The organism is Salmonella sp. 3C, from assembly GCF_025426275.1.
In the GTDB taxonomy this organism is placed as follows: Bacteria; Pseudomonadota; Gammaproteobacteria; order Enterobacterales; family Enterobacteriaceae; genus Salmonella; species Salmonella enterica.
In genome coordinates this window covers 184,909-200,347 of the sequence record NZ_CP104858.1, presented here as the reverse complement: position 1 = coordinate 200,347, position 15,439 = coordinate 184,909, and the positions used below count along the sequence as shown (strand labels likewise).

The 15,439-nt window shown below is 54.4% G+C and carries 16 protein-coding genes; 8 read left to right on the top strand and 8 right to left on the bottom strand.

What is annotated here, in order from left to right:
- The first annotated feature begins 12 nt into the window (after positions 1-12).
- The 4 genes from menB (at position 13) to pmrD (ending at position 3,551) form a co-directional block, all read left to right on the top strand.
- Positions 13-870, top strand: coding sequence for a 1,4-dihydroxy-2-naphthoyl-CoA synthase (menB, locus tag N7E69_RS00905; RefSeq protein ID WP_000640013.1), 858 nt, complete (start codon positions 13-15; stop codon positions 868-870).
- A complete protein-coding gene (menC, locus tag N7E69_RS00900; RefSeq protein WP_001255557.1) occupies positions 870-1,832 on the top strand; it encodes an o-succinylbenzoate synthase in 963 nt (320 codons plus the stop codon). Before menB ends, menC begins: the two co-directional genes overlap by 1 nt.
- Complete coding sequence (gene menE, locus N7E69_RS00895) at positions 1,829-3,196, top strand: o-succinylbenzoate--CoA ligase (protein ID WP_000144664.1); 1,368 nt, start codon at positions 1,829-1,831, stop codon at positions 3,194-3,196. The genes menC and menE overlap by 4 nt, the downstream gene beginning before the upstream one ends.
- Before the next feature lie 97 nt (positions 3,197-3,293).
- Complete coding sequence (pmrD, locus tag N7E69_RS00890) at positions 3,294-3,551, top strand: signal transduction protein PmrD (RefSeq protein WP_000455132.1); 258 nt, start codon at positions 3,294-3,296, stop codon at positions 3,549-3,551.
- Here the strand turns inward: pmrD and arnF are convergent.
- The 7 genes from arnF to arnB are packed head-to-tail and all read right to left on the bottom strand — an operon-like array spanning position 3,546 to position 10,898.
- The gene (arnF, locus tag N7E69_RS00885) at positions 3,546-3,923 is read right to left on the bottom strand and encodes a 4-amino-4-deoxy-L-arabinose-phosphoundecaprenol flippase subunit ArnF (protein WP_000538696.1); all 378 of its coding nucleotides are present in this window, start codon (positions 3,921-3,923) and stop codon (positions 3,546-3,548) included. The two genes, pmrD and arnF, sit on opposite strands and share 6 nt — an antisense overlap.
- Positions 3,923-4,258, bottom strand: coding sequence for a 4-amino-4-deoxy-L-arabinose-phosphoundecaprenol flippase subunit ArnE (gene arnE, locus N7E69_RS00880; protein ID WP_000580579.1), 336 nt, complete (start codon positions 4,256-4,258; stop codon positions 3,923-3,925). Before arnE ends, arnF begins: the two co-directional genes overlap by 1 nt.
- A complete protein-coding gene (arnT, locus tag N7E69_RS00875; protein ID WP_000978052.1) occupies positions 4,255-5,901 on the bottom strand; it encodes a lipid IV(A) 4-amino-4-deoxy-L-arabinosyltransferase in 1,647 nt (548 codons plus the stop codon). Before arnT ends, arnE begins: the two co-directional genes overlap by 4 nt.
- Positions 5,898-6,797, bottom strand: a complete 900-nt coding sequence (arnD, locus tag N7E69_RS00870; protein ID WP_000169766.1) for a 4-deoxy-4-formamido-L-arabinose-phosphoundecaprenol deformylase — start codon at positions 6,795-6,797, stop codon at positions 5,898-5,900. Before arnD ends, arnT begins: the two co-directional genes overlap by 4 nt.
- Positions 6,794-8,776, bottom strand: a complete 1,983-nt coding sequence (gene arnA / locus N7E69_RS00865) for a bifunctional UDP-4-amino-4-deoxy-L-arabinose formyltransferase/UDP-glucuronic acid oxidase ArnA (RefSeq protein WP_001752054.1) — start codon at positions 8,774-8,776, stop codon at positions 6,794-6,796. The genes arnD and arnA overlap by 4 nt, the downstream gene beginning before the upstream one ends.
- Positions 8,773-9,756 carry an undecaprenyl-phosphate 4-deoxy-4-formamido-L-arabinose transferase gene (gene arnC / locus N7E69_RS00860; RefSeq protein ID WP_000458887.1) on the bottom strand — a complete coding sequence of 328 codons (984 nt, stop codon included), beginning with the start codon at positions 9,754-9,756 and terminating at the stop codon, positions 8,773-8,775. Before arnC ends, arnA begins: the two co-directional genes overlap by 4 nt.
- 2 nt (positions 9,757-9,758) lie before the next feature.
- Entirely contained in the window at positions 9,759-10,898 is a 1,140-nt protein-coding gene (gene arnB / locus N7E69_RS00855; protein ID WP_001279290.1) for a UDP-4-amino-4-deoxy-L-arabinose aminotransferase, read from the bottom strand.
- Positions 10,899-11,196: 298 nt separating this feature from the next.
- Between arnB and pmrG the strand changes: the two genes are divergently transcribed.
- On the top strand, positions 11,197-11,802 hold the full coding sequence (gene pmrG, locus N7E69_RS00850) for a lipopolysaccharide core heptose(II)-phosphate phosphatase PmrG (RefSeq protein WP_000879248.1): 606 nt from the start codon (positions 11,197-11,199) through the stop codon (positions 11,800-11,802).
- 44 nt (positions 11,803-11,846) lie between these two features.
- Here pmrG and nudI read toward each other — a convergent pair whose 3' ends face one another.
- Complete coding sequence (gene nudI, locus N7E69_RS00845) at positions 11,847-12,272, bottom strand: nucleoside triphosphatase NudI (protein WP_001249900.1); 426 nt, start codon at positions 12,270-12,272, stop codon at positions 11,847-11,849.
- Between the two features lie 278 nt (positions 12,273-12,550).
- Here nudI and N7E69_RS00840 point away from each other — a divergent pair, with 278 nt between their 5' ends.
- The 3 genes from N7E69_RS00840 (at position 12,551) to N7E69_RS00830 (ending at position 15,436) form a co-directional block, all read left to right on the top strand.
- Complete coding sequence (locus N7E69_RS00840) at positions 12,551-13,093, top strand: YfaZ family protein (RefSeq protein ID WP_001670658.1); 543 nt, start codon at positions 12,551-12,553, stop codon at positions 13,091-13,093.
- A 114-nt stretch (positions 13,094-13,207) separates the two neighbouring features.
- Positions 13,208-14,404, top strand: a complete 1,197-nt coding sequence (locus N7E69_RS00835) for a nicotinamide mononucleotide deamidase-related protein YfaY (RefSeq protein WP_000935685.1) — start codon at positions 13,208-13,210, stop codon at positions 14,402-14,404.
- 249 nt (positions 14,405-14,653) lie between these two features.
- Entirely contained in the window at positions 14,654-15,436 is a 783-nt protein-coding gene (locus N7E69_RS00830) for an IclR family transcriptional regulator (protein WP_000894171.1), read from the top strand.
- Positions 15,437-15,439 lie beyond the last annotated feature (3 nt).

Here is a 15,439-nt window from a genome sequence, read left to right as displayed (position 1 = left end):
AAAGGACACACTATGATCTATCCTGATGAAACAATGCTTTACGCACCGGTAGAATGGCACGACTGCTCGGAGGGTTACACCGACATTCGTTATGAAAAATCCACCGACGGTATTGCAAAAATCACCATTAATCGTCCGCAGGTGCGCAATGCATTTCGTCCGTTGACCGTCAAAGAGATGATTCAGGCGCTGGCGGATGCCCGTTACGACGACAACGTGGGCGTGATTATTCTGACCGGCGAAGGCGATAAAGCGTTTTGCGCGGGCGGCGACCAGAAGGTGCGCGGCGATTACGGCGGTTATCAGGATGACTCCGGCGTGCATCACCTGAACGTGCTGGATTTCCAGCGCCAGATTCGCACCTGTCCAAAACCGGTTGTCGCGATGGTCGCGGGATATTCCATCGGCGGTGGTCATGTGCTGCACATGATGTGTGACCTGACCATCGCGGCGGAAAACGCCATCTTCGGCCAGACTGGTCCGAAAGTTGGCTCCTTTGACGGCGGCTGGGGCGCTTCGTATATGGCGCGTATCGTTGGTCAGAAGAAAGCGCGTGAAATCTGGTTCCTGTGCCGCCAGTACGATGCGCAACAGGCGCTGGATATGGGGCTGGTTAACACCGTTGTGCCGCTGGCGGATCTGGAAAAAGAGACCGTGCGCTGGTGCCGCGAAATGTTGCAAAACAGTCCGATGGCGCTGCGTTGCCTGAAAGCGGCGCTGAATGCCGATTGTGACGGTCAGGCCGGGCTGCAGGAGCTGGCGGGCAACGCTACCATGCTGTTCTACATGACGGAAGAAGGGCAGGAAGGCCGTAACGCCTTTAACCAGAAGCGTCAGCCTGACTTCAGCAAATTCAAACGGAACCCATAATGCGTAGCGCGCAGGTATACCGCTGGCAGATCCCCATGGACGCGGGGGTGGTTCTGCGCGACAGGCGGTTAAAAACTCGCGACGGGCTGTATGTTTGTCTGCGTGACGGCGAGCGTGAGGGATGGGGAGAGATCTCTCCGCTGCCGGGCTTCAGTCAGGAAACGTGGGAAGAGGCGCAGACGGCGCTCCTGACGTGGGTGAACGACTGGCTTCAGGGGAGCGAGGGATTACCGGAGATGCCTTCGGTCGCGTTTGGCGCAAGCTGCGCGCTGGCGGAACTGACAGGCGTATTGCCGGAGGCGGCGGACTATCGCGCTGCGCCGTTATGCACTGGCGATCCTGACGATTTGGTGCTGCGGCTTGCCGATATGCCCGGCGAGAAAATCGCTAAGGTCAAAGTGGGTCTTTATGAAGCGGTACGCGACGGCATGGTGGTTAATTTGCTGCTGGAGGCGATCCCGGATCTGCATCTGCGTCTGGATGCGAATCGCGCCTGGACGCCGCTAAAAGCCCAACAGTTCGCAAAGTATGTTAATCCGGATTACCGCGCTCGTATCGCCTTTCTCGAAGAACCGTGTAAGACGCGGGATGATTCCCGCGCCTTTGCCCGTGAAACCGGCATCGCGATTGCCTGGGACGAAAGTCTGCGCGAAGCGGATTTCACCTTTGAAGCCGAAGAGGGCGTCAAGGCTGTGGTTATCAAACCTACTCTGACCGGATCGCTTGATAAAGTGCGTGAGCAAGTCGCTGCCGCCCATGCGTTGGGACTGACGGTGGTTATCAGCTCTTCGATCGAGTCCAGCCTCGGCCTGACGCAACTGGCGCGGATTGCCGCCTGGTTGACGCCGGGAACGCTGCCCGGACTGGATACCTTGCATCTGATGCAGGCGCAACAGGTTCGCCCCTGGCCCGGTAGCGCGTTGCCTTGTCTGAAGCGTGATGAGCTGGAACGACTGTTATGACATTCACGGATTGGCCGTGGCGCCACTGGCGTCAGGTTCGCAGTCAGGCGCCCGCTCTGCGCCTGAACGATGAAGTGCTAAGCTGGCGCGCCCTCTGTGAGCGTATTGATGCGCTGGCGGGCGGGTTTGCCGCGCAGGGCGTACGCGAGGGCGACGGTGTCCTGCTGCGCGCCGGGAATCAGCCGCGCACTCTGTTGGCATGGCTTGCGCTGATGCAGTGCGGCGCGCGGGTTCTGCCCGTCAATCCGCAGTTGCCCCAGACGTTGCTGGAGGCGCTGGTGCCGAAGTTAACGCTGCGTTTTGCGCTGACACTGGAAGGCGAAAACGCGTTTTCCGGATTAACCGCGTTGCAGATACAAAAGAGCACAGCGGCGTATGCTGTGGACTGGCAACCGCAGCGTCTGGTTTCCATGACGCTGACATCGGGTTCCACAGGATTGCCAAAAGCGGCTGTACATACGTGCCAGGCGCATCTTGCCAGCGCGCAGGGGGTGCTTTCGCTAATGCCGTTTGGCCCTCAGGATGACTGGCTGCTATCGCTGCCGCTGTTTCATGTATCCGGGCAGGGTATTATGTGGCGTTGGCTCTTCGCCGGGGCGCGCATGACGGTACGCGATAAGCAACCGCTGGAGCAGATGCTGGCAGGGTGTACTCATGCTTCGCTGGTGCCGACGCAGCTGTGGCGGCTGCTGGCGAATCGGGCGGCGGTGACGCTGAAAGCCGTTTTGCTCGGCGGCGCGGTGATTCCGGTTGAACTCACCGACCAGGCCAGCAAACAAGGGATTCGCTGCTGGTGCGGGTATGGGCTCACGGAGTTCGCGTCTACAGTATGCGCCAAGGAGGCCGATGGTTCTGATGATGTGGGCGCGCCGCTCCCCGGCAGAGAGATCAGAATCGTCGATAATGAAGTCTGGCTGCGCGCCGCCAGTATGGCGGAAGGTTACTGGCGTGATGGCAAACTGATCCCGCTGGTTAATGACGAGGGCTGGTTTGCCACGCGCGATCGCGGCGATCTGAACCACGGCAGGCTAACCATCGCCGGGCGGCTGGACAACCTGTTCTTTAGCGGCGGCGAAGGCATTCAGCCGGAGGAAGTCGAACGCGTTATTAATGCGCATCCGCTAGTGCAACAAGCCTTCGTCGTGCCGGTAGAAGATAAAGAGTTTGGCCATCGTCCCGTTGCGGTTGTGGAGTATGCATCGCAGGCCGGAGACGTGAACCTCGCTGAATGGGGCCGCGATAAGTTGGCGCGTTTTCAGCAGCCGGTTCGCTGGTTGACGCTGCCGTCAGAACTGAAAAACGGAGGGATTAAAATATCTCGCCGTGCGCTCCAGCAGTGGGTGTGTGAGAACTGTAAAAATTAATGTTAGGTTAATATACAACCATTCCATCGCTATTGCCGTTTTGTTTATCCGTTGATGTGTAACGTGTTATGAACAATCAGCGTGAAACGGGGGCGCTATGGAATGGTTGGTTAAGAAATCGCATTATGTCAAAAAGAGGGCGTGCCATGTTCTGGTGCTGTGCGATAGCGGCGGTTCGCTAAAAATGATCGCCGAGGCGAATTCCATGATATTACTGAGTCCCGGCGATATCCTGTCGCCTTTACAGGATGCGCAGTATTGTATTAATCGGGAAAAACACCAGACCTTAAAAATCGTTGATGCACGCTGTTATTCCTGCGACGAATGGCAGCGGTTGACGCGCAAGCCATCATGATCTGGCGGGCAGAAAAATCAGCATTACCCCCGCCATAATGCACAATACGCCGAGCATCGCTTTTAGGCTGAAAGCGCCTTGCAAACCGGGTAACAACATTGAGGCTACCCAGACAAGCACATAGCTGAGACTCAGCAGCGCATAGGCTTTGCTGAGCGCGAGCGTGTGTAATGTTTTATGCCAGCAGAAGACGGAAACCAGATACCCCGCCAAACCGGCGAATAGCGCCAGGGTCGCGGCATTAAGAGCGCCCAGCCCGGAAATAAACGCCAGTGGATGCGCTATCGATGGCAGTCGCATCATGGCGAATCCTAAACTCAACTGGGCGAGGGAGGCAATCGCAACGCTTATCAGTCCCCACATTACGCCCATTATGCCGCACTCCCCAGAATGATAATGCCGCTGATAATTAATGCGACGCCAAACCAGTGGCGGGGCGGAACCTGTTCATGCCAGATTTTCCAGGCCGCCAGCGTGACCCAGACAAAATTCAGACTCAACATCGGGTAAGCAATTCCCACCGGCAGGGTTTGTAGCACCAGCAGCCACAGCACCATCGCTGCACCCATGCATATCAGCGCCAGGCCCAGCCACAGCATCAAGTGACGGCGGCGTCCGCCCACCGTCAATGGCCGTGTCGCTTGCTTCTGGCAGAGCTGACCGCCAACGCTGAGCAGACTGGCAAGCACCAGAATGACGCCGATCATTTAGGCCGATACTGAATTAACACCAGACGCCCCTGATAATCAACATTGTCCGCAGGGGGAAGGGAAAGAGCGCTGATGTCTTCGTCTTTGGCTATTGAAAGTACTAGCGTAATAATGCCCTCCTGACGATGCTGGTTGAGCCAGGCGTTAAAATCGTCGGCTTTAACGAATTTATCCTGCACATCAGGATAGCTAAGGCCATACCTGAGTTCGCCCGCGTGTCCGTAGAGCATAATATCGTCTCGTTTCAGACTCCAGGCCAGACCGGCGGCGACGCCGACGTTGTCGGCAAGAATATAGCGGCTTGATGCCAAAGGCGCCTGGGTCATTTCGACAAAAAACTGTGGCTGTTTGGACTCCATCACCCTGTCGGGGATGGAAAAGCCGAACAGCAGCGCCAGTCCCAGCGGACAAAACGCGGGTAATAGGTATTGTTGGCTATGACAGAGGCTATACCAGCCCACAAACGCCCAAACAGTAAAGACGCCCCAGACGCAAAACACTTTATAGGTTTCGATATGCGTCCACACCGGCGATTTCAGCGGGCCCCATGAGGAGACGACAAACGCCGCGACGATCCCGATTATCCCGAACACCAGGTTGATCCCGCCGTTGACACGTAGCGCGGCGACGCCTTCTTTTACGTTATGCAGGACGAAGCGCGCCATGAGTATCGCTATCGGTGCGAAACAGGAAAGAACATAGGTGGGCAGTTTCCCTTTCGCAATGCTGAAAAAGAGAAGCGGCATGATCGTCCATCCGAGCAAATAGAATGCGCCGTTTCGCTCGCGCCAGCCCAGTTTAAGCGCGCCAGGCAGTAACCCCAGCCACGGTAAACTTCCCGCGAGCAGTACCGGCAGATAGTACCAGAAAGGGGCTTTATGCTGGGCATCGCTCATGGCGAATCGCTGGATATGCTCCACCCAGAAAAAGTAATGCCAGAAATCGGCTTCGCGTCGCGCAATGGCGATCGCCCAGGGAAGGACAACCACAAAGCAGCTCAAGACCGCCAGCCAGCCGTATAGCAAAAAGTCCTTCCAGCGTTTCTGAACAATAACCCACGGCAGCACGCTCACCACCGGTACGGCCAGGGCGAGGAACCCTTTAGTTAATACACCCAGACCGCAGGTTGCGCCCAGTAGCAAAAACATCCCAATCTTGCCCGTTCGGGTCGTGGCCTGCATCCCCTGCCAGAAACAACACATACCGGCCGTAAGCCAAAGCGCGATCATCGGGTCGAGTACCGCATACGTCCCGATACTGTAAACGGCAAAGAGGGAGAGAAAGATAACGGAGGCGAGCAACGCGGTACGTTTATCCCGCCATAAGCGGAACGTCAGCCACGCCACCAGCGCTGCGGCCAGCAATGTCGTTAAAATAGCGCCAGCCCGCACGCCAAAATTGGTAGCGCCAAAAAGCCACTGACCCAGACTGTTTATCCAGTAACCGGCTATCGGTTTTTCAAAATAACGTAATCCCAGAAAATGCGGCACGATCCAGTCGCCAGACGCCAGCATCTCCCGACTTATTTCGGCATAGCGCGTTTCATCCGGCTGCCAGAGCAGGCGGCTATTGACAGGAATAACATAGTAGAGCGCGATAAATGCGGCGAAAGCCAGATAATAGCGTATCGATTTCATCATGAGGCGCTCGCTGCCTGTTGGCACCCCAGCCAACCTTCACGGCCAGGGATGTGCCCACGTACAATTTGCCCCAACGGCAGAGACTCAGGCGATGTCGGCAGCAGTTCGCCCAGAGGACAAAAGGTGATCCCCGCGTCACGTGCACGAACGAGCAAATCTTCAAACAGCGGCTGATGGACAATACCTTCGACTTCCGCATGGATGGTATATACCGGCGTGCCTTTGTCCTGCAACATACGGGAGATAATCCAGGTATTGAACGACTGCGCCTGAACGGCGGGGCCGATAACCTCATCCCATGTGGGTAAGGTGACCGGGATTTGCGGCGTCCCTGTCTGGCCCGGCATCAGTAGCGGACGGAATAAGGTGGTTCCACGGCAATCGCTGTTATACCTCAGGTTGAACGGTTCTTTCGCACGAACAACGCGCCCATCCGCTCGCCAGCCGGCCGCGGCTGAGCAGGTGACGGGTTTTCCGATAATGGCCTCAAGCGCCGTTATGCCGCGCGCAATATCTTCTTCAAGCTGGCGGATACTCCAGTGGCCGCTGTGAGTCTGCCACGCATGGTGATCCCAGGCATGTAGTCCCGTCTCATGGTATGTTGCCGTTTCACGAATAATCCCGGCATTAGCGTTGCCGATATTTTTTCCCGGCCAGGCGGTACCGGCCAGCAGGATATCCCAGCCGTAGAGCGAGGCGGCGTTTGAACGTAGCATTTTCCATAAAAATCGCGGTCTTATCAGACGCCAAAGATGACGTCCCATATTGTCCGGCCCGACGCTGAAGAAAAAGCTGGCCTGAACGCCGTGGCGATGCAATGTCGCCAGCAGCCGGGGAACACCTTCACGCGTTCCTCGCAAGGTATCAACATCAATGCGTAAACCGACTTTCGTCATGATGCGCGTTCCGCGACATCTACGCTGCGCAGAAAGAAGTCCAGCGTTTCTTCAACCGTATCACGCATCGCAATAGACGGCTCCCAGCCCAGACAGCGCCTGGCATTGTCGATACTGGGTTTCCGGTGTGCGACATCCTGATAACCCTTGCCGTAATAACTACGGCTTTCGACGACCTGGAAACCGGCAAACGGTGGGAAATGGCAGCGCAGTGGATGCTTGTCAAAACTATCGAGCAACAGCGTCGCCAGTTCCTGAATACTGGCTTCGTTGTCAGGGTTGCCGATATTAATGATTTTGCCATCGCACCGATCGCCCTCATTCACAATAATGCGGAATAATGCTTCGATCCCGTCACGAATATCGGTAAAACAGCGCTTCTGCTGACCGCCGTCGATAAGCTTGATCGGCGTCCCTTCTACCAGGTTCAGAATCAACTGCGTTATCGCGCGTGAACTGCCGATACGCGCCGCGTTCAGGCTATCCAGCCGCGGCCCCATCCAGTTAAAGGGACGGAAAAGCGTGAAGCGCAATCCCTCTTTTTCGCCATAAGCCCAAATCACCCGGTCGAGAAGCTGTTTGGAAACGGAGTAAATCCAGCGCGGCTTATTCACCGGCCCGACGATCAGATTCGATTTGTCCTCGTCAAAAGAGGCGTCCGTACACATGCCGTACACTTCAGAGGTAGACGGAAAAACCACGCGTTTACGGTATTTTACGCAATAACGGATAATCCGCAGGTTTTCTTCAAAATCAAGTTCAAAGACGCGCAGCGGGTTGCGGGTGTATTCAATCGGGGTAGCAATTGCTACCAGCGGCAGTACGACATCGCATTTTTTGACATGATATTCGATCCATTCTGAGTGGATGCTGATATCTCCCTCCACGAAATGAAAGCGAGGGTGGAGCAGGAATCGGCTAATGGCGTTGCTGCCGATATCCATACCGTAGACCTCGTAATTCTCTTCATTCAGTAACCGTTCGGTCAAATGATTGCCGATAAAACCGTTGACGCCGAGGATGAGAACGCGAATGCGACGTTTACCGCTGGTCGCTGGTGGACGATTCAAACGCGCGCCCGCCACCAGACCAAGCGTCTGTGCAAGCTGCGAGCCCTGTACAGTAATACCGTCTCCGGCCTGGCCGGTAATAATCTCCAGCGCGCCATCGGCGCAGGCGACCCGCAGCGGAGAGACCGAAATTACCGAGCCGGGAAGCGCGCCCTGCGCATCCGGACAAATTCGGGAAGACCAGATAGTGAATTTTTGCGAGCCGTTATAGCTGAACGCGCCGGGCCAGGGGGCGGCTACCGCCCGCACCAGGTTATGCACCGTGGAAACCGGTTTGTGCCAGTCGATAAGGCCATCTTCCGGCCTGCGGCGACCATAATATGTAGCGTCAGACTCACGCTGAGGAACAGAAGGTATATCGCCGCATTTCATGGTGGGCAGGATGCTATTAAGCAACAGGCGCGCGGCCTGACATAGCTTATGATGCAGGGTAAGCGCAACATCGTCCTGCGCAATAGCGACGCGTTGACTGGCGACAATCTCTCCGGCGTCGGCACGTTTGACCATACGATGCAGCGTTACGCCCGTTTCGCTTTCGCCGTTAACCAGAACCCAGTTTAGCGGCGCACGGCCACGATAGGCAGGCAATAGAGAACCGTGCAGATTGAACGCGCCAGCCGGGGCGAGGTGCAGAATTTCTTCGCTTAACAGGTTGCGGTAATAGAACGAAAAAATAATATCCGGCGCAAACTCAGCGATGCGGTCGACCCAGATAGGATGGTTTACGTTATCCGGTGCATAAACCGGAATCCCTAATTCTGCCGCCAGCCGGGAGACGGAGCCAAAAAAGGTGTTTTCCGCAGGATTGTCGGCATGAGTGAAAATCGCGGCAATCTCATACCCGGCATCCAGTACGGCCTGCACCCCCTGACATCCCATATCGTGATAGGCAAAAATAACGGCTTTCATTGGTGGCTTTCCTCAGTAAACGGCGTGCTTTCCGGGTAGATAACTTGTTGAACAAAATAGCGGGGGCGGGCGCGGACATCGTTATAAATGCGACCGATGTATTCGCCCAGCAGCCCCATACCGATGAATTGCGCGCCGATGAAGGTAAACAGAACGGCAAAGAGCATAAATACGCCTTCCGCCGCCCACTGCGGCCCCAGCGCCAGGCGAAGTACAATAAGCAATACCGACAGGCTAAACCCGCCGATGGCGATAACGCTGCCCAGCAGACTCAACAGGCGCAGCGGCGTCGTCGTCAGGCAGGTCACCAGGTCATACATCAGGTTAATGAGACGCATAAAACTGTATTTAGAGTCGCCAAATTCACGTTCAGCGTGATGCACCGGGATCTCGGTAGCCCGACGAGCGAAAATGTTGGCCAGAATAGGGATAAAGGTGCTGCGTTCATGGCAGCGCAACATAGTATCGATAATAGGGCGGCGATAGGCACGTAACATGCAGCCGTAATCGCCCATCGCTTTGCCCGTTGTGCGCTGGATCAGTAGATTAATGATTTTTGACGCCGATTTGCGAAACAGGCTGTCCTGTCGGTTCTGGCGCACGGTGCCTACCACATCGAACCCTTCATCGGCTTTCGCCACCAGGCGCGGGATCTCTTCCGGCGGGTTTTGCAGATCGGCATCCAGCGTAATGATGAGATCGCCGCTTACATGGCTAAACCCCGCCATGATCGCTGCATGTTGACCGTAGTTACGGTTGAGTAAAATAGAGATGATATGGCTATCGGCTTCCTGGGACGCCTTAACCATCAGCTCCGCCGAGCTATCGCTGCTACCATCATCTATCAATAAAATCTCCCACGCTTTGCCCAGACTCTCGCAGGCGGCGGTGGTGCGTCTTATCAATTCCGGCAGGCTTTCCTGTTCGTTATAGACAGGAATAACCACCGAGACTTTTTTTATGGGGGCGGCGTCAAACATGCTTATTGTCCTGCTATCTGATGAAGGGCGGTAATGACCCGATCAAAGTCACTCTCGGTCATGTCCGGGAAGAGCGGCAGTGAGCAGATCCGCTCGCTGTTCCACTCGGTGTCAGGCAGCGTGAGCGTTGGGAAACGTTCGCGATAATATTTTTGCGTATGCGCGGCGCGGAAATGCAGCCCTGTGCCGATGCCTTTCGTTTTCAGCGATGCCATCAGAGCATCCCGGGTAATACCGCAACGGGCTTCATCGACCCGGATAATGAATAAATGCCAGGCGTGAATATGTTCCCACGACGGAAGGCTCAGAGGCTGAAAAGGCAGGTCTGCCATTGCCTGGTGGTACTGCGCTGCGATGGCGGCGCGGCGAGCGTTAAGCGCATCCAGTTTCTGTAACTGAGCAAGCGCGATAGCGGCGTTGAGGTCGGGCAAATTATATTTGTAGCCCGGCGCCAGGACTTCCGCTTGTGGCGCGCGTCCTCCGCACTGTCGATCCCAGGCATCAACGCCAAGCCCGTGAAACTTGAGACTGCGCAGTTTATCGGCGAATTGCGGGTTATCCGTGACGACGATACCGCCTTCAGCGCAGGTGATGTTCTTAATGGCGTGGAAGGAGAAAATCGCGGTGCCCCGGGCGCCAATGTGGCGACCTTTGTAGCTGGTTCCTGTCGCGTGCGCCGCGTCTTCAATCACCGGGATGCCATAACGCTCGCCAAGAGCGTAAATAGCGTCCAGATCGGCGGGCGCGCCAGCGTAGTGGACGGGGATAATTGCTTTGGTTTGTGGCGTAATCGCGGCTTCGATATGTTCAGGCGTGACCATCAGCGTATCGCGATCGACATCGACCATGACGGGGGTCGCGCCGAGTAAAACGATCATATTTAGCGTAGAAACCCACGTCATTGACGGTGTAATGACCTCGTCGCCTTCACCAATGCCCAGCGCCATCAACGCGATGTGCATACCGGCAGTGGCTGAACTGACGGCAACGGCATATTGATTGCCAGTTAGCCGACAAAACGCCGCTTCCAGTTCCTGATTTTTCGGGCCGGTTGTTATCCAACCTGAGTCCAGTACGGTCTTAACGGCAGCGAGCTCTTCCGCGCCCATCGCCGGACGGGAGAAAGGCAAAAAGTCCGACATCATTTTTCCTTCAGCCATTGAAAGCCGCTTTTCAAATATTTCGGCAATAGAAAAGGGCTTATTTTTTAACGAATTTAGCTGAACCCTACTGGATGAAGATTAAATTAACATTAAGAAATTAAGGTGAAGTAAAAAGATAATTTTTAACGGAATTATGCTTTGCTTTCGCCGAAAGTTTAAGGCATTTTATGCATGCCCAAAAGCTGTTTTTATGTTTCTGGCCTGGTCTTCCGTCGCGGAATTTCATTTTAATTGTATTGCTATTAAGTTAGCTGCACTGTCTGCCTGAGAGGTTAATGTGCTGGCATTTACCCTACGCTTTATTAAAAACAAACGCTATTTCGCGATTCTGGCGGGGGCGTTGGTTATTATCGCCGGGTTGACCTCACAACATGCCTGGAGTGGTAACGGTCTACCGCAGATTAACGGTAAAGCGCTGGCGGCGCTGGCGAAGCAGCATCCGGTAGTCGTGTTATTCCGCCATGCCGAGCGGTGCGATCGTTCCGATAATACCTGCCTGTCAGACAGCACGGGGATTACGGTCAAGGGTGCGCAAGATGCCAGAGCGCTGGGTAAAGCCTTCAGTGCCGATATACAAAATTACAATCTCTATTCCAGTAATACGGTGCGCACCATCCAGTCGGCAACCTGGTTTTCTGCGGGCAGGTCGCTTACGGTGGATAAAAAAATGATGGATTGCGGCAGCGGTATTTATGCTTCAATCAATACGTTACTGAAAAAGTCGCAGAATAAAAATATAGTCATTTTTACCCATAATCATTGTTTGACGTATATTGCAAAAAATAAGCGCGGCGTAAAGTTTGATCCGGACTATCTTAATGCGCTCGTTATGCATGCGGAAAACGGAAAACTCTTTTTAGATGGTGAATTTGTTCCCGGCTAGCCGCATGTTAAAAGCGTAAAGACAGCCTGAAGCGGCTGTCGTCATTATAATAACCCTTTCAATGCTAATGTGTGGCGTGTCGCTACATTCAAATCATACAGCGCCAGTTCTTCTGGCTTGACCCAGGCGTAGTCCTGAAATTCGTCGTTAATACATATATCGCGGTTAGCGGAAACACAGTCGAAGATGAGATAAATCATATAAATCTCTTCTTGTCTGCCATCAGCGTAGGTTTTAATGCGGATATCGTCGCGGAAGGTCCACGGCGTAATATCGCTCAGAATCAGTTGTTCGCCGAGTTCCTCCCGAATCTCCCGACGCAGCGCCTCTTCAATGCGTTCGCCTGGCTCGACCCCGCCGCCCGACAGCGCCCACTGACCGGGAAAGACGCCGCGGTTGTCGGCCATTTTGCACAGCAGATAACAGCCATCATTTTGAATTAATGGGCAAACTATAGTTCGTTGACGCATAAGTCGCTTCCTTAAACCACCAGGTCATCAGCTTAACAAATCATTCTGCGAAATTCTTTGTGAAAAATGGAAGCGATAACGCAGACTGCGTTTTTTGTTAATCCTGTTGATGCAGGCGTCACCATGTGATGGCGCAATGATGCGGCATGGCGAAAGTAGTATTTCGTTACAATATGTTTTTGGAATGGTTTCTTAGTGCATTGATTCCTCAGCGTCTGGCAGTACAATTCTGCCGTTTTGGGGAGTTTTTCTTTATGTGCTTGCTGGAAAGGGTAAAAATGAAAAAAAGCATATTATTAGGTTTTGCCGGAATGCTGTTCGTTTCTGCATCGGCGCAGGCCATCAGTATTAGCGGCCAGGCGGGCGAAGATTACACCAACATTGGCGTGGGTTTTGGTACGGAATCGACGGGACTGGCGCTAAGCGGCAACTGGATGCACAACGATGATGATGGCGACGCTGCGGGCGTGGGTCTGGGGCTGAACATTCCGGTGGGACCTCTGCTGGCGACGGTCGGCGGTAAAGGTATTTATACCAATCCGAAAGACAGCGATGAAGGCTATGCGGCGGCTGTCGGCGGTGGGCTACAATGGAAAATCGGCAACAGCTTCCGTCTGTTCGGCGAGTATTATTATTCACCAGATTCGCTGTCCAGCGGCATCGACAGCTATGAAGAAGCGAATGCAGGCGCGCGTTTCACCATTATGCGCCCGCTGAGCATTGAAGCCGGTTATCGTTACCTGAACCTGGCGGGTAAAGACGGCAACCGCGATAATGCGATTGCTGACGGCCCTTATGTTGGCGTAAACGCCAGCTTTTGATGCTAACGGCGCGGCAATCGTCGCGCCATATTCCTCCTTTTCCCGTCATTCTTCTTTCCACGTCCTATTCCTCTTTGCGTTATAGTGTTTTCATCATAAGAGCAGGAGAACACAATGCTAAATGTGGAAATGCTATCCACCGGGGATGAGGTGTTGCACGGACAAATCGTTGACACCAATGCCGCCTGGCTGGCTGATTTTTTCTTTCATCAGGGCGTTCCGTTATCACGGCGAAATACGGTAGGCGATAATCTGGACAGTCTGGTCGCTATCTTGCGTGAACGCAGTCAACATGCTGATGTTTTGATTGTTAATGGCGGGTTAGGGCCGACCAGCGATGATTTAAGCGCGCTCGCCGCGGCAACGGCAAAAGGCGAAGGATTAGTACTGCACCAGGCGTGGCTGACCGAAATGGAACGCTACTTTCAGCAGCGTGGCCGCGTGATGGCGCCGAGCAACCGTAAACAGGCGGAACTGCCTGCCAGCGCGGAGTTTATTAATAATCCGGTCGGCACTGCCTGTGGATTTGCGCTACAGCTCAACCGCTGCCTGATGTTTTTCACCCCCGGCGTACCGTCTGAATTTAAGGTTATGGTGGAGAAGGAAATCTTACCGCGGTTACGCGCGCGTTTTTCGCTGCCGGAGCCGCCGCTTTGCCTGCGGTTAACGACTTTTGGACGTTCAGAAAGTGACCTCGCGCAGCGTCTCGATTCACTGCCGTTGCCGCCCGGCGTGACGATGGGGTATCGCTCATCAATGCCGATCATTGAACTGAAATTGACCGGCCCGGCTACGCAACGGGAGGCGATGCTGGCGTTATGGCCAGAGGTCAAACGGGTTGCCGGGCAGAACCTGATTTTTGAAGGTACGGAAAACCTGCCGGCGCAAATAGCCCGCCGCCTGCAGGAAAGGCAGTTGAGTCTGACGTTGAGCGAGCAATACACCAGCGGCTTACTGGCGCTACAGCTTTCCCGCGCCGGGGCGCCTGTTCTTGCCAGCGAAGTCGTTCCTTCTCAGGAAGAGACGCTGGCGCAAACGGCGCACTGGACGACAGAACGGCGCAGCAATCATTATGCCGGTCTGGCGCTGGCCGTGTCGGGGCTGGAAAACGAACATCTTAATTTCGCGCTGGCGACGCCGGATGGCACGTATGCCTTACGCGTGCGTTTTAGCGCCAATCGGTATAGCCTGGCAATACGTCAGGAGGTCTGCGCGATGATGGCGCTAAATATGCTGCGCCGCTGGCTTAATGGCGAGGACATTACCAGCGAGCATGGCTGGATAGACGTGGTTGAATCATTGACATCATAATCCCTTTCTCTTATCTGCGATGGGAACGACATCGTGAGCCGGATAAGGCCGCTATGCCATTATCCGGCAATATCATCTGCTTTTTTGTCCAGCCAATTGTACTGAATACAAAGTAATACGTGCGTTAATTCACATTTATATGGTTAACCCTTCCACTCCGTTGGAAGGCGGATAAGCTTTGACGCGCTTCACAATTTTTTCCCTACTGACCTTTCACACTGATTCCAGTGTCTCAGACTGGAGTCCAATATGTTGGAATCAAGTAAAGTCCCGGCTCTTACTCGCGCAATCGACATCCTCAATTTGATCGCGCGTATTGGCCCATGCAGCGCGGCAATCATTATTGAAACGCTGCGTATTCCAAAAAGCACCGCGTACCTGCTGTTGAATGAATTAAAACGTCAGCGATTTATTAGCCTCGATCATCAGGATAACTACTGCCTGTGGACTAAGCTCGTTGAATTGTCGGGTCATGCGCTCAGCAAGATGGATCTGCGGGAGCTGGCGCGTCCTCGTCTAACACAACTGATGGATGAAACCGGGCTGCTGCGTCACTTGGGGATCATCGACCACGAAAATGCGTATTACATACTGAAAGTGGAATCCTCATCCACTATCAGCGTGCGCTCGCATGAGGGGAAAAGCCTCTCTCTTTATCGTTCCGGCATCGGCAAATGCCTGCTGGCATGGCAGCCGGCCGCCGTACGCAAAGCCATTATTGAACAACTGGTATGGGAGCGAGCCACGCTGACCACCATCACCGAGCCGCAACAATTGAATGATGAGCTGGAACGCATTCGCCAGCGAGGATGGAGCTTTGATAACGGGGAGGATTATCCGGATGTCCGCTGCGTTGCCGCACCGGTATTTAATGCCAGAAACGAACTGACCGCGGCAATTTCAGTGGTCGGCACGCGCCTGCAAATCAACGAAGAGAATCTTGATTATTTGGCCGGTAAAGCTATTGCCTGTGCCAAAGATATTTCACGCCTGTTGGGATGGAAAAGTCCCTTCGACTCACTCGCATCTTAAAAT

Excerpts from the sequence above, each read along its gene's own strand:
- menB (WP_000640013.1), top strand. The coding sequence starts at position 13 with ATGATCTATCCTGATGAAACAATGCTTTACGCACCGGTAGAATGGCAC.
- menC (WP_001255557.1), top strand. The coding sequence starts at position 870 with ATGCGTAGCGCGCAGGTATACCGCTGGCAGATCCCCATGGACGCGGGG.
- menE (WP_000144664.1), top strand. The coding sequence starts at position 1,829 with ATGACATTCACGGATTGGCCGTGGCGCCACTGGCGTCAGGTTCGCAGT.
- pmrD (WP_000455132.1), top strand. The coding sequence starts at position 3,294 with ATGGAATGGTTGGTTAAGAAATCGCATTATGTCAAAAAGAGGGCGTGC.
- arnF (WP_000538696.1), bottom strand. The coding sequence starts at position 3,923 with ATGGGCGTAATGTGGGGACTGATAAGCGTTGCGATTGCCTCCCTCGCC.
- arnE (WP_000580579.1), bottom strand. The coding sequence starts at position 4,258 with ATGATCGGCGTCATTCTGGTGCTTGCCAGTCTGCTCAGCGTTGGCGGT.
- arnT (WP_000978052.1), bottom strand. The coding sequence starts at position 5,901 with ATGATGAAATCGATACGCTATTATCTGGCTTTCGCCGCATTTATCGCG.
- arnD (WP_000169766.1), bottom strand. The coding sequence starts at position 6,797 with ATGACGAAAGTCGGTTTACGCATTGATGTTGATACCTTGCGAGGAACG.
- arnA (WP_001752054.1), bottom strand. The coding sequence starts at position 8,776 with ATGAAAGCCGTTATTTTTGCCTATCACGATATGGGATGTCAGGGGGTG.
- arnC (WP_000458887.1), bottom strand. The coding sequence starts at position 9,756 with ATGTTTGACGCCGCCCCCATAAAAAAAGTCTCGGTGGTTATTCCTGTC.
- arnB (WP_001279290.1), bottom strand. The coding sequence starts at position 10,898 with ATGTCGGACTTTTTGCCTTTCTCCCGTCCGGCGATGGGCGCGGAAGAG.
- nudI (WP_001249900.1), bottom strand. The coding sequence starts at position 12,272 with ATGCGTCAACGAACTATAGTTTGCCCATTAATTCAAAATGATGGCTGT.
- N7E69_RS00840 (WP_001670658.1), top strand. The coding sequence starts at position 12,551 with ATGAAAAAAAGCATATTATTAGGTTTTGCCGGAATGCTGTTCGTTTCT.
- N7E69_RS00835 (WP_000935685.1), top strand. The coding sequence starts at position 13,208 with ATGCTAAATGTGGAAATGCTATCCACCGGGGATGAGGTGTTGCACGGA.
- N7E69_RS00830 (WP_000894171.1), top strand. The coding sequence starts at position 14,654 with ATGTTGGAATCAAGTAAAGTCCCGGCTCTTACTCGCGCAATCGACATC.